Genomic DNA, 12,683 nt, shown 5'->3' on the forward strand with positions numbered 1-12,683 from the left:
CACAGTCACTGATCGTTCGTTCAGTTTGGCACTCGCCGCGAGGGCGGTCAAGCAGGGGCGCGTCGCCGGCCGGGTGAATCCGTCAGCGCACCGCCGCCAGCGCAGACGCGACCGTCTCCACGGTCCTCTGCGCGTTGTCTCCGGCGGCGATGAGCACGATGGTGCCGAGTGCCGTGCCCGGCGGCGCAGATGATCGCGGCAGGGGGCGTGACTCAATGCGCCCGGACGCCAGATGCACCTCGTGCCAGCGTCCGTGACCGTCGCCGATGAAGCCCTTGGCGCGGGCGAGGAGGGCACGGTGGTCGGAGAGGATCGAGAGGATCGCGGCCGGATCCACGGTGTCGAGTCCGTCGACCGTGCGCGAACAGTGGACTCCACCTGCATCGGGTGCCGGCGCTGGGGCGCCGGGGAGCGTGCCCGCCCGGGGACTGACCTCGGTTCCGCAGAGCCGAGCAGGGAGGTGCGAAGGATCGGCATCGAGGATCTCGGCGTTCGGAGCCAACCGCAGACTCGCCTGTCGGGTCCATGCGATGTCCGCGGCGGAGGCACGGTCCGCTTTGGTCACGAGGACGATGTCGGCCCCGCCGATCTGGCGTTCGACGAGATCGGAGACGAACCGATCGGACAGCAGTGTGCGGAGATTCGTCGCATCGGCGCAGACGATGATCGGACCCGGTGCGAAGCCGGGAAAGCGCCGCCAGGCTCCGAGCACGGTGGGATCGCCGACCCCACTGACCTCGACGAGGACGTGGTCGACATCGTCACGGTCGGAGAAGGCGCGCATCGCGCGGCCGAGGTCATCGGTGATCTGACAGCAGATGCAGCCGTTGGTCAGTTCGACGGTGTCCTCGGTCTGTGATGCCACGAGGGAGGCATCGATGCTGATCTCCCCGAAATCATTGACGAGCACGGCCGTGCGTCCGAGGGTCCCCGCCGCCAGGAGGGCATTGATGAGCGTCGTCTTGCCGGAGCCGAGGTAGCCGCCGATGATGCTCAGGCGTGCGCTCATCAGCTGTCTGCAGGGGCGGCGATGCGGGAGTCGAAATGGCGGCCGCCGACGACGGTGCCGCGGACGTGGATATCGCCGATCCGGTCGGGGTCGACCTCGTACGGGTCGTCAGCGAGGATGGCGAAGTCGGCATACTTGCCTGCCTCGAGCGAACCCACCTCGTGGTCCATGTGGAGCATATGGGCCGCGCCCAGCGTCATCGCCCGCACGGCCTCGTCGACGCTGATCGCCTCGCCGTCGCCGACCACCCGTCCGGTCTGGCTCTTGCGCGTCACGGCGTGCGTGATCGTGCGCAGCGGTCCCAACGGGGTGACCGGCGAGTCCGAGTGCAGGGAGATCGGGACGCCCTCCCGCAGTGCGGTGGCGGCGGCGTCCATGCGTCGGGCGCGGTCGGGACCGAGGGTGATGTCCATGTGCTGATCGCCCCACGCGAAGATGTGATTGGCGAAGATGTTCGCGCAGGCGCCCAGCGCTGCCAGGCGCCGGTACTGGGCGGCCGTCGTCAGCTGGGAGTGCGTGCACGTGTGCCGGTGGTCCGGCCTGGGGGCTTCGGTGAGGACGCGCTGCAGGGTCTGGAGGAACAGCTCTGTGGCCTGGTCGCCGTTGCAGTGCACGTGGATGAGCAGTCCTGCGCGGTGGAAGACGCTGAACGCCGCATAGAACTCCTCGGGGGTGACGTTCCACAGCCCGTTGGGCTCGTCCCCGAAATAGCCCGGCGCCTCGAGTCGGGCGGTGAACCCCTGGATCGACCCGTCGAGCATGAGTTTGACGTTGCCCAGGCGCAGGTGCGCCGATGACTGTCCTGCGAGGTCGACGAGGCGCGCGGCATCATCGCTCAGTGACGGCCGCGGCGCTCCGACGCCCGCACCGAAATGGAAGACATTGAGGCGGGCCGGAAAGGTCTCGTCGACGACGCTGCGATAGAGGTCGACGCCGGCATCATCCATCAGCGTCAGCGACCCGAGATCGGTCAGCGTCGTCGTCCCGGTGTTCACCCCCTCCTGTCCGAAGGCCCGCAGCGCCGCGGCGTCGATGCTCAGCGGACCGGTGCCCTCGGTCAGGTCGCTGACCAGCGCCATCGCGGTGAATTCCCGCAGTTCGCCCGTCGGTGCTCCTGACGAGTCCTTGACCACGCCCGGCACCATCGTGTCTGCGCTGATGCCGTAGCGCGACATGACCGCGGAGTTGACCACGCACGCGTGCACGCTCGTGTGGATGACATGGATCGGTCGGTGCGGCGACACGGCGTCGAGGTCGGCTGCGGTGAATGCCTCCCCGGGGAAGTAGATGGGGTCGAATCCCCACGCGAGCAGCGGCTGCTGCGGATCGTCGAGCTCAGCTTCGGCGACTCTGAGCCGTTCGACGACCTCGTCGATGCTCGTGCAGCCGGGCCAGTGGCGCCCGCTGGGCTCGGTGCGGTCGAGGAATCCGACGTAGGTCTGCTTCCACACATTGCCGGTGCCGGCATGGGTGTGCGCTTCGACGAATCCCGGGAGGATGACGGCATCCCCGTAGCGCTCGTCGAGGACGGCACCCGGGTAGGTGAGCAGCTCCTCGACGATGCCGACCGCGCGGATCCGGTCACCGCGCACGGCCACGGCCTCAGCGACGGGGAACGACGGATCACCGGTGCGGATCCGCCGCGCGGGGTAGACGATGGTGTCCTCAGGATTCATTGCTCAGTGTCCTCGATTCGTGGGCGTCGGTCGATTCGCCGGTCGGGGTCCCGCGTCCCTCCAGCGCGTAGGCGGTGACGGTCTCGTTGGCGGAGTGCCGAGACACAAGGCTGACGATCACCAGGGTAATCGCTGAGACGAGAAGTCCGGGGGCGATCTCGTGCAGACCGAAGGGAGTGCCTGCCAGCCTCCACAGCACGGCTGCGGCGGCAGCCGCCACCATGCTGACGATGACCCCGGTCGTCGTGGCTCGGCGCCAGAACATCGCCGCGAGGACGGGCATGACGAGCGTCGACGCGGTGAACGTCAGCGCCAGCTCGTAGATCGCGATGATGTCGTCGATGAGCAGGGCGATGACCAGTCCGAGCACCGCCATCGCACCGACCGACAGCCGCGAGACGACGAGGATCCGCTGGTCCCCGGCACCGGGGTTGACCCACCCCTGATAGATGTCCTTGGAGATGTTGATGGCCCCGCTGAGGAGAAACGAGGTGGCGCCGGTGAGCAGGGCGGCGACGAGGGAGACCATGAGCAGGCCTCCGAGCCACGGCGGGAAGATCTCGGAGATGAAGCTCGTGTAGACGAGGTCGGGTTTGGTGTCGGCGGGAAATCGCTGGAGGGCGGCGATGCCGATGAGGACGGCGACGACGCTGACGAGTCCGGACACGATGAAGCCGATCGTCACGGCCGAGTATCCGATCTTCGGCGTACTCGCGGCGGTCAGCCGCTGCCAGGTGGTCTGCCAGACGATGTAGAAGGGCCCGAAGATGAGGAACCAGTTGAGGAGTTCCATGCCGCCGATGCTGTCGAACTCGAGCAGCTGTGGGGGAGTGGCTGCCACGACCTCTGCCGGACCGCCGAGCGCGGCGATGCCGACGACGAGAGCGAGGACCACGCCGGCGAGGATGACGACGGTCTGGATCGCGTCCGTCCAGGCCACACTCGGCAGTCCGCCGATCATGGTGAAGGCGAGCGTGACGAGGAAGCCGAGGAGCACTCCCCAGAACGTCGGGATCGGTGTCACCGACGACAGCAGGGCCGCCATGCCGACCAGCTGCATCCCGAAGGTCGGGGTCATGTAGAGCAGTCCGGTGATGAGGGCGGGGATGAGGGCTGCGGCTCTGCCGAACCTGCGGGCGAAGAGCTCCGGCAGCGTGTAGAGCCGGAGCCTGCGGATCGTCGGGCCGAGGACGATGACGGTGGCGATGGTGAAGCCGACGAAGGCGAGGCTGGTGATGAGGTAGGAGACACCCAGGGTGAATCCCTTGCCGGCGGCGCCGATGAGGGCCGCGGAACCGGTGACGGTGGCGATCACCGATCCGCAGATGGGGAAGAAGCCGAGGCTGAAGTCGCCCATGACGTAGTTGTCGGCCGTCTTGACCGTCTTCGAGGAGCGGAGGCTGACGGCGAAGAGCAGGGCGAGGAACGCGAGTATCCAGACGATGTACCAGTTCAACGGAGTCTCCCTACGGCGAAGGGGCGCACGGCTTGCTGCCGCGCGCCCCTGATCCTCTTCCTCAGACGAAGTCCTTGTATTTGTCGAGTGTGCGGACCGGCATCCGCAGTGCGTCGCGCCGGAACGGATCGCCGAGCTCCTTCGTGCACATGATCTCGATGACCGTGGTCCTGCCCTCGTTCATCTGCGCATCGACGGCCCGCTGCAGTGCAGGGCCGACGTCCTCGAGCCTGTCGACGACGATCCCATCGGCGCCCATGCTCTCTGCCATCGCCGCGAAGCTCTCCCCGTTGTCGAGCTCACCGGCGATGAAGCGGCGACCGTAGAACTCGACCTGGTTCTTCTTCTCCGCACCCCACTGGCGGTTGCGGAAGACGACCGCGGTGACGGGGATGTCATGGCGGACGGCGGTGAGGACCTCGACCATGCTCATCGCCCAAGCGCCGTCACCGGCATATGCGATGGCCGGGCGCTCCGGAGCGGCTCGCTTCGCGCCGATGATCGTCGGCAGCGCATAGCCGCAGTTGCCGAAGCTCATCGGGGCGAAGAAGCTGCGCGGACGCTCGAACCGCAGGTAGCTGTGCGCCACCGAGTTGATGTTGCCGATGTCCGTGGAGACCATGACGTCGGCGGGCATCGCCTTCTCGAGCTCACGCAGCACCTGACGCGGATGGAGCCAGTTGCCCTCCTCCTTCTCCGCTTCGTCGATGACGTCGAGGGAGAACTCGTCCTTCTCATGGGTCCAGGAATCGAGTTCGGCCTCCCAGGCCTCCTTCTCCGCGCGGATGAGATTCGCCCGCTCGTCCTTGGTGGCGTCGCTGATGACGGTCTTCTCGTTGAGGCGCCCGAGGAGCTCGGCGGCCACGGCCTTGGCATCGCCGCAGATGCCGACGTCGATCTTCTTCACCAGTCCGAGCATCTTGTGGTCGGCGTCGACCTGGATGATCTTCGCCTCCGTGGGCCAGTACTCGAACTGGTACTGCGGGAGCGTGCCGAACGGTCCGAGGCGGGTGCCGAGCGCGAGGACGACGTCGGCCTGATTGAGCAGGGTCATTCCCGCCTTCGACCCCTGGTAGCCCAGAGGGCCCGCCCACAGCGGATGGCTGGCGGGGAACGAATCGTTGTGCTGGTAGCTGTTGACCACGGGTGCGCCGAGGCGCTCGGCCAGGGCGATGCACTCCTCGACTCCGTCGGCCATGACGACTCCGCCGCCGGAGATGATCACCGGGTTCTTCGCCTGGGCCAGCAGCTCTGCGGCATCGTTGAGGCTCTGTTCGCCGCCCGCACCGCGATCGATGCGCTGGGGCTGCGGGATGTCGGGGGCCGCCTCGCCGTAGAAGTAGTCACGGGGGATGTTGAGCTGGGTGGGCCCGATCTCCGACTGGGCCCGGTCGAAGCAGCGGGCGGTGAACTCGGCCATCCGCGCGGGGTTCGTCACGTGGCCCTGGTACTTCGTGAACTCCTGGAACATCGGCAGCTGATTGGCTTCCTGGAATCCACCGAGCCCGATCGAGTTAGTGCCCGCTTCGGGCGTGACGATGACGACCGGGGAGTGCGCCCAGAAGGCCGCCGCGATCGCGGTCACGCAGTTCGAGATGCCGGGCCCGTTCTGCCCGATGACCACTCCGTGGCGGCCGGATGCCCGAGCGTATCCGTCGGCCATGTGGGCCGCGCCCTGTTCGTGGACGACCGGAACGAAGTCGATGCCGGCCGGCGCGAAGATGTCCATCGCGTCCATGAATGCCGATCCCATGATGCCGAACACATCGGTGACGCCGTTGGCCACCATGGTCTCGACGAATGCCTCCGAGGAGGTGATCTTCTGCGGTTTCGGAGCGTGTTCGGGTGCGTCGACCTCGGTCCGATCAGCGAGTTCTGTCATGCCAACTCCTCCTTGAGGTTGGGAAGACCACGTCTTCGAGGTCTCGTTTATTCGTTCAATTCGGATGAAAAAGTTGAACACTTAGAACACTAGGCGGTGGCGGGCGACCGCGTCAATACGTGTTCCGGTTATTATTCTGTTTGGTATGATTTTCCGAGACACCAAGGAGGGCGTGCTCATGGACAATCTCGCGGAACCGGGCCTCGGCGCCGAACTCTCGCTCGTCGGGGAGACGCCGGCGCTGCGCCTCATCTCGCTGCTCGAGCTGATCTCGACGCGCGACGAGATCTTCACCCTGCAGTCCCTCGTCGTGCAGACCGGACTGCCCAAGCCCACGCTTCACCGCATGCTCCAGCAGCTCGAGGGCGCCGGTCTCATCACCCGGCACAGCGACGGCCGGCATTATGGAACGGGTGCGCGCCTGCGGCGCATGGCCGAGGACATTCTGCTCAACGACACACGGCACGGGGCTCGTCGCGCGATCCTGGCCCAGCTCGCCGAGGATGTCGAGGAGAGCTGCAACCTCACGACGGTCGCCGGCAGCGACGTCATCTACCTCGACCGCGTCGAGACTCAGCACCCCCTGCGGGTCCACCTCGAAGCGGGAGCCCGCGTGCCGATCCACGCATCGGCCAGCGGGAAGATGATCATGTCCCAGTACGGTGAGACTCAGCGCCGCCGTCTGCTGGCCGGGTCGCAGCTGCCGGCCTTCACCCCACACACGATGACCGATCCGGACCGCATCGACGCGGAGCTCACCGAGATCAGGGAGCAGGGATTCGCCGTCGACCGCCAGGAGTACCTCGACGGACTCGTGTGCCTGGCCGTGCTCGTCCCCGGAGAAGCGGGGAGGTCGAATCAGTGCGTGGCCATTCAGGCCCCGGTGCTGCGGAAGTCCGAGGACGATCTCGTCGCTCTCCTGCCGCTGGTGCAGGCCGCAGCCGAGAAGATCTCCCGCATCGACGACATCGACCGCAGCACCGAGATCGCCTGATACGACCACGAATGCGTCGCCGGAGCGGACCGCCTCTCGCCTCGGGGAACGCCAGACGAAGGGAGCGCCGACCATGCGCACCGCCACGGATCCGCTCAGCACCATGTCCGACCCCACGCCGGCCGGGGACTCGATCACCTGGGAATCCGCCCGTCGGCTCTTCGGCCTCGACAGCGACCTGCAGGTGCCGCGGCTGACCGGCGACGACAGCCTCGTCCCGGACATCGATCCGAACTACCGCTTCGACCCGGAGGTGACCCGGGCCGTCCTCGCGGGGTTCATCCACAATTCGCGCGTCCTCATCCAGGGTCTGCACGGCACGGGAAAGTCCACGCACATCGAACAGGTCGCGGCACGGCTCAACTGGCCGGTCATGCGGATCAACCTCGACGGTCAGATCTCCCGCACCGATCTCGTCGGCAAGGACCAGGTCGTCATCGAAGACGGCCATCCGCGCACCCGCTTCGAGGACGGCATCGTCCCGTTCGCCCTCGGCCGACCGATGGCGCTGATCTTCGACGAGTACGACGCAGGCAGGCCCGAGGTGATGTTCATCATCCAGCGGCTGCTCGAGCGGGAGGGTCTCTTCACGCTCACCGAACAGAACCGCGTCATCCGTCCGCACTCCCAGTTCCGGCTCTTCGCGACGGCGAACACCGTCGGACTGGGCAACCTCAACGGCCTCTACAGCGGCGTCAAGCGACTCAACCAGGCCCAGCTGGACCGGTGGGGCATCGTCGCGAAGCTCGACTATCTGACACCGCAGCGTGAGTACGAGGTCGTCACCGGCCAAGTGCCCGGGTTCGTCGAGCGGTTCGGGAGGGAGACGGCGGAGACCATGGTGTCCGTGGCGAACATGACCCGGACAGGTTTCGCCGCCGGCGATCTCTCCGCGCTCATGTCTCCGCGCACCGTCATCTCCTGGGCGCAGAATGCCCTGATCTTCAACGACGTCGAACTCGCCTTCAAGTTCTCCTTCGCCAACCGCTGCGACCCGTCCGAGCACGTTCTCCTCGGCGAATTCCTCCAACGCGGCTTCGGCACCGATCCCGCAGTGCTGACCTCGCTGTCGGTGGACTGAGATGGACCCGTCGACCCGACCGCGGGGACACCGCGATGTTGCCGACCGGTCCCGCTCGCGGGGCGCCGACGAGCAGCGACGCATCGACCGGACATTGGCAGGAGTGCTGCGGGCGCTGTCGGGAGACTCCGACCTCGACCGCTGGGGCGCCCGTCCGATCGACACCCACGGGAGACTTCCTCTCAACGCTCCGCACCTCTATCCCTCCTTGGCCGATGCCGGCCTCTCCTCCCTGCGCGGAGCCGCCGATGCGATGGCGCTGCGGATGCGCCACAGCGACCTCGGCGATCACAGGTCAGCCCTTCCGGACTCGACGGCGGAGCGGCTCGTCGTCGAGGTCCTCGAGCAGTTCCGATGCGAGGCGCTGGCGGACCTGCCCGGGGTGCGACAGAATCTCGCGCAGCGGCACACCGAGTGGTGCCGGGAGTTCCTCGGCTCGCGCCTGCACGAGACCCACCAGGGGATCCTTCTGCTCACGATCACGGTGGTCGCGCGCTCGACGCTCACCGGAGAGCCGATCAGCGAGGACTGCGTCGACCTCATCGAGGCGACCCGAGCCGATCTCGCCGCGGACATGGGTGAGCTGCTGGTCCGCCTGCGACGGACGCGGACGTCCCAGTCGGCGTTCCTTCCCGCCGCGCTCGACTTCGCCGCGTTCGTCGCGGCGCGCATGGCCGAGAACGAGGAGCAGTGGGGCCAGGGCACCCGACCGCGCCGCAGGGGTACCGCCTCGGCGTTCTCACTCGTGCTCGATGTCTCCGAGAGTCCCTTCGCCGCTCCCGGCGGGTCGCCGGAGTCGCCGGGATCGGCCGGCCGCGGCTATGCGATCTGGGACGCGAGCTTCGACAGCACCCGTCACATCTGTGACGTCGTCCGCCCGGCGCAGCTGCGCGATCTGCGTCGGCAGCTCGATGAGCAGACGCAGGACCGGCGAGCGCCGGTGGCGCCGATCATCAGCCGACTCCAGCCCGTCGTCGCCGCTCCGGTCGAGGTCTGCGACCTCGAGGACGGTGAATCCGGAGTCCTCGATCCGCGCCGACTCTCCCGCCTCATCACCTCACCGGGGGAGCGCCGTGTCTTCAGGGATGTGACGACGACGGGTCAGCCGGACACCGCGGTGACGTTCCTGCTCGACTGCTCGGGGTCGATGAAGCCCCACGCCGCCGGACTCGCCGCTCTCCTCGATGGTCTCGTCACGGCCCTCGACCGTCTCGATGTCGTCACCGAGGTCCTCGGCTTCACCACCGGCGCGTGGAACGGCGGACGACCGAAGAGGTCCTGGCAGAGGTCCGGGTCCCCGGCCGGCATCGGTCGACTCAACGAGGTCGACCACCTCGTCTTCAAGGACTCCGCCACCACTGCCCGCCGGGCCCGCTTCGCTCTCGCCGGCCTGCTCAAGCTCTCGCTCTACCGGGAAGGCGTCGACGGGGAAGCGGTGCGCTGGGCGCTCACGCGCCTCGACCGGGTCGATGCCGCGCGCACCGTGCTCGTCGTCGTCAGCGACGGCAGTCCGGCAGACGGGGCGACCGCGGAGGCCAACGACGAGGACTATCTGGCGAGGGACCTCGCTGCGACGATCGCGGCGGCGGCGCGTCCGGACCGTCACCTCATCGGAGTCGGCCTCGGATGCGACGTCTCCGACTTCTACCAGTCGGCGATCGCCCTTGAGCCGGAGACTCTCGGCGATCGCGCCTCGACCCGCGCGGTCGTCGAGGCCCTGAGGACCGCGCTGGGACGCCACGGCGGTCATGTCTGAGCGTTCCCCGGCTGACCGGGTGCTCAGGCATGACCGCCGTGGCGTGCGGACTCTCAGCCCTCGCGTGAGGTCTCGTCGTCGGGCTGCGGCAGTGCACCCTCACGGCGCAGCTGCGCGCGTTCCCTGAAGCGGGTCGGTGCCGGACGCTCGTTGCCGAGGACGAGCATGTCGACCTGAGCGTCGGTGAGGCGGCGGTTGTGCCGGATTCGGGAGACGAAGAAGACGATGCCGATGACGATCCAGACGGCCAGCGCGATGAGGGACTCCCTGCCCAGGGCTCCGGGTGACCCCGGAATGAGGAGCAGGCCCATGAAGAAGACCGCGATGACGGCTCCGAGACCGCTGAGGACCTTTTTCACCGTCGAGTAGGTGCCCGGCAGAGCATCCGCGGCCGGAGTCTCGCTGCTGGGGCGGAAGATCCGGAAGGCGCACAGACAGGTGTAGAGGTAGGCGATCGTCACGCCGATCGAGGACATGTCGACGACCCACGTGAGTGCGGCACGGCCGAACCATGGGCTGATGAGGCAGATGAGCATGACGGCGAGGATCCCGATGTGCGGGGTCTTGTACTTCGGGTGGAGACGGGCGAAGACCGGCGGAATCATCTGTGCCCGGCCCATCGCCAGGAGGATGCGACTGGCGGAGACGTAGAAGCCGTTGAGGCCGGTGCTCACCCCCATCGTGATGGCCACGGCCAACAGGAACAGACCGGAGCCGCCCATGATTCCGGTGACCGCCTCGGCGGTGCCCCACGCCGATCCGGACGTCGCGAGCTCCTGCCACGGTTCGGCGACCGCCACGGCGAAGACCATCGCCATGTAGAGGGCCGCGGCGGCGAGGATGGCGAGGATGATCAGCCGCATCGCCTTGCTCGGGGAGAAGTCGAACTCCTCTGCGGCTTGGGGGACGTTGTCGAATCCGATGAAGGCCCACGGGGCGATGGCGACGATGGCGAAGATCGCCGCCGACGGGTTGACACCGTCGGGCAGGCTCGGCGACATGTTCGCCATGACGGAGACCGGACTGGCGAGCACGGCGATGAGGATCGCGGCGACGGCGACCATCATGATCACGCAGGCCCAGAACTGGATGCGGCCGGAGATCGCGCTGCCGCGGATGTTGAGCAGGGCGAACACGACGAGCGCGGTGATCGAGATGAGGACCTCCGGCAGGTAGACGTCCCATCCGGCGACCGTGTAGAGATATCCGGTTTCGATGATCGAGGGCATGAGCGTGCGGAAGAGGAGAGCCAGCGCCGAGGCGTTGAGGGCGACGATGCAGATGTAGCCCAAGGTGAGGAACCATCCTGCGAAGAACGCCTGCACGCGACCGAAGCCGATGAGCGCGTAGGCGAGTTCGCCGCCGGAGACCGGGAAGGTGCGGATGAGGAAGCCGTAGCTGACCGCGATGACGATCATCAGCGCCGCACCGATGCCGAAGCCGGAGAGCACGCCCAGCGGTCCTCCGGTGGCGAGCCAGTCCGTGGGAAGGATGAACGCTCCCCACCCGACCGCCGAGCCGAGGGCGATGGCGAAGACCCATTGCGGTTTGAGCGTCTTCGCGAGCCGCTCGGGCTGATCGTGGTGTGCGGTCACGGCAGGTGCTGTCTGCGGGGTCGAATGCTCTGTTGACTCGGACATGGAACCTCTTCTTCAATCACGAACGTGTGATCGTTCGGCGCGGTGAATGGGAGCGCTGAGGGCGGGTGCCCGTGGCGCCGGTGCGCCGCGCGGCCGCACGTTGAGTGGGATCTGCGACGGAGCGCCGATCGCGGCTCTGCGTCGTCAGATGCTGGAGGGCGGTGATGAGGGCGACATTGACGATGTCGGTTGCGCTCGCCCCGCGGGACAGGTCGTTGACAGGCGAGGCCAGGCCCTGGAGCAGCGGCCCGAAGGCCTGCGCATGGGCGAGGCGCTCGGCGATCTTGTAGCCGATGTTGCCGGCGGCGAGATTGGGGAAGATGAGCACATTGGCGTGCCCCGCCACCGTCGACTCGGGCGCCTTGGCGCGCGCCACGGAGTCGATGAGCGCAGCGTCGAACTGGAGCTCCCCGTCGACCTCGAGATCGGGGTGCGCGGCGCTCAGAGCGGCTGTCGCCGAGCGGATGATCTCGAGGTCGGGGTGATCGGCCGAGCCGGCGGTGGAGAACGAGAGCATCGCCACTGCCGGCGACTCCCCGGTGATCGAGGTGAAGGTGTCCGCGGTGGCGCGGGCGATCGCGGCGAGCTGGGCAGCATCCGGGTTCGGCACCACGGCGCAGTCGCCGAACCCGAGATACCGGCCGTCGGCGAGCTTCATGAGGAACGATGAGCTCAGCAGCGCGGTGCCCGGTGCCAGACCGAGGATGCGCAGCGCCGAGCGGATGACGTCGGCCGTGGGGCGGGTCGCACCGGCGACGACGACGTCCCCGATGCCGGCCGCCGCTGCGGCCATTCCCAGGTGGACGGGATCGCTCAGCCAGGTGTCGGCCGCTCCCGCATGGCGTCCCACCGCCTTCGCCCGGATGACGGCGCCGGCCGCACCGTGGGCGAGGTCGGCCGCCTCGACCGTCGGGAGGACCGGCCGACGCGGACCGTCTGCGCGGAGGGCGCCGACGGTGCCCGCATCGCCGATGAGCACGGGGGCCAAGCCGAGGTCGGCGAGCACACCGGCCGCACGCACCACCCGCTCATCGTCCCCCTCGGGAAGGATGATCCGGGGTGCGGGCATCCCCGCACCCTCCTCGCGCACTCGCGTCACGAGCAGATCGTCGATGCCGTCCGGCATCGCGGTCGGCTCCCCGGCGAGGTCGGGCGCGGCGTCGGCGACCGGTGAGCTGCTCATCGCTGC

Annotated in this window: 9 protein-coding genes; 3 read left to right on the forward strand and 6 right to left on the reverse strand. The window is 67.9% G+C overall.

Going from position 1 to position 12,683, the window contains the following annotated elements:
- Nucleotides 1–82: 82 nt before the first annotated feature.
- The 4 genes from ACFQ91_RS03920 to xsc form a co-directional block, all read right to left on the reverse strand.
- A complete protein-coding gene (locus tag ACFQ91_RS03920) occupies nucleotides 83–1,009 on the reverse strand; it encodes a GTP-binding protein (protein ID WP_198498298.1) in 927 nt (308 codons plus the stop codon).
- On the reverse strand, nucleotides 1,009–2,685 hold the full coding sequence (locus ACFQ91_RS03925) for an amidohydrolase (RefSeq protein WP_198498299.1): 1,677 nt from the start codon (nucleotides 2,683–2,685) through the stop codon (nucleotides 1,009–1,011). Before ACFQ91_RS03925 ends, ACFQ91_RS03920 begins: the two co-directional genes overlap by 1 nt.
- Nucleotides 2,675–4,141 carry a sodium:solute symporter gene (locus tag ACFQ91_RS03930; protein ID WP_198498300.1) on the reverse strand — a complete coding sequence of 489 codons (1,467 nt, stop codon included), beginning with the start codon at nucleotides 4,139–4,141 and terminating at the stop codon, nucleotides 2,675–2,677. Before ACFQ91_RS03930 ends, ACFQ91_RS03925 begins: the two co-directional genes overlap by 11 nt.
- 61 nt (nucleotides 4,142–4,202) lie before the next feature.
- On the reverse strand, nucleotides 4,203–6,023 hold the full coding sequence (gene xsc / locus ACFQ91_RS03935; RefSeq protein ID WP_198498301.1) for a sulfoacetaldehyde acetyltransferase: 1,821 nt from the start codon (nucleotides 6,021–6,023) through the stop codon (nucleotides 4,203–4,205).
- A gap of 145 nt (nucleotides 6,024–6,168) precedes the next feature.
- Here xsc and ACFQ91_RS03940 point away from each other — a divergent pair, with 145 nt between their 5' ends.
- The 3 genes from ACFQ91_RS03940 to ACFQ91_RS03950 all read left to right on the forward strand — a co-directional run bounded on the left by ACFQ91_RS03940 (nucleotide 6,169) and on the right by ACFQ91_RS03950 (nucleotide 9,854).
- The gene (locus tag ACFQ91_RS03940) at nucleotides 6,169–7,017 is read left to right on the forward strand and encodes an IclR family transcriptional regulator (protein ID WP_232623539.1); all 849 of its coding nucleotides are present in this window, start codon (nucleotides 6,169–6,171) and stop codon (nucleotides 7,015–7,017) included.
- A 73-nt stretch (nucleotides 7,018–7,090) separates the two neighbouring features.
- Nucleotides 7,091–8,098: an AAA family ATPase gene (locus ACFQ91_RS03945; RefSeq protein WP_376917324.1), complete on the forward strand. Its 1,008-nt coding sequence runs from the start codon at nucleotides 7,091–7,093 to the stop codon at nucleotides 8,096–8,098.
- 1 nt (nucleotide 8,099) lies between these two features.
- Entirely contained in the window at nucleotides 8,100–9,854 is a 1,755-nt protein-coding gene (locus ACFQ91_RS03950) for a cobalt chelatase (RefSeq protein WP_198498303.1), read from the forward strand.
- Nucleotides 9,855–9,907: 53 nt separating this feature from the next.
- Here ACFQ91_RS03950 and ACFQ91_RS03955 read toward each other — a convergent pair whose 3' ends face one another.
- On the reverse strand, nucleotides 9,908–11,494 hold the full coding sequence (locus tag ACFQ91_RS03955) for an APC family permease (RefSeq protein WP_198498304.1): 1,587 nt from the start codon (nucleotides 11,492–11,494) through the stop codon (nucleotides 9,908–9,910).
- 16 nt (nucleotides 11,495–11,510) lie between these two features.
- Nucleotides 11,511–12,677, reverse strand: a complete 1,167-nt coding sequence (locus ACFQ91_RS03960) for a phosphotransacetylase (RefSeq protein ID WP_232623540.1) — start codon at nucleotides 12,675–12,677, stop codon at nucleotides 11,511–11,513.
- Between the last annotated feature and the right edge of the window lie 6 nt (nucleotides 12,678–12,683).

It is taken from the genome of Brevibacterium sp. NPDC056726 (genome assembly GCF_042790515.1).
In the GTDB taxonomy this organism is placed as follows: domain Bacteria; phylum Actinomycetota; class Actinomycetes; order Actinomycetales; family Brevibacteriaceae; genus Brevibacterium; species Brevibacterium sanguinis.

Excerpts from the sequence above, each read along its gene's own strand:
- ACFQ91_RS03920 (WP_198498298.1), bottom strand. The coding sequence starts at position 1,009 with ATGAGCGCACGCCTGAGCATCATCGGCGGCTACCTCGGCTCCGGCAAG.
- ACFQ91_RS03925 (WP_198498299.1), bottom strand. The coding sequence starts at position 2,685 with ATGAATCCTGAGGACACCATCGTCTACCCCGCGCGGCGGATCCGCACC.
- xsc (WP_198498301.1), bottom strand. The coding sequence starts at position 6,023 with ATGACAGAACTCGCTGATCGGACCGAGGTCGACGCACCCGAACACGCT.
- ACFQ91_RS03940 (WP_232623539.1), top strand. The coding sequence starts at position 6,169 with ATGATTTTCCGAGACACCAAGGAGGGCGTGCTCATGGACAATCTCGCG.
- ACFQ91_RS03945 (WP_376917324.1), top strand. The coding sequence starts at position 7,091 with ATGCGCACCGCCACGGATCCGCTCAGCACCATGTCCGACCCCACGCCG.
- ACFQ91_RS03950 (WP_198498303.1), top strand. The coding sequence starts at position 8,100 with ATGGACCCGTCGACCCGACCGCGGGGACACCGCGATGTTGCCGACCGG.
- ACFQ91_RS03955 (WP_198498304.1), bottom strand. The coding sequence starts at position 11,494 with ATGTCCGAGTCAACAGAGCATTCGACCCCGCAGACAGCACCTGCCGTG.
- ACFQ91_RS03960 (WP_232623540.1), bottom strand. The coding sequence starts at position 12,677 with ATGAGCAGCTCACCGGTCGCCGACGCCGCGCCCGACCTCGCCGGGGAG.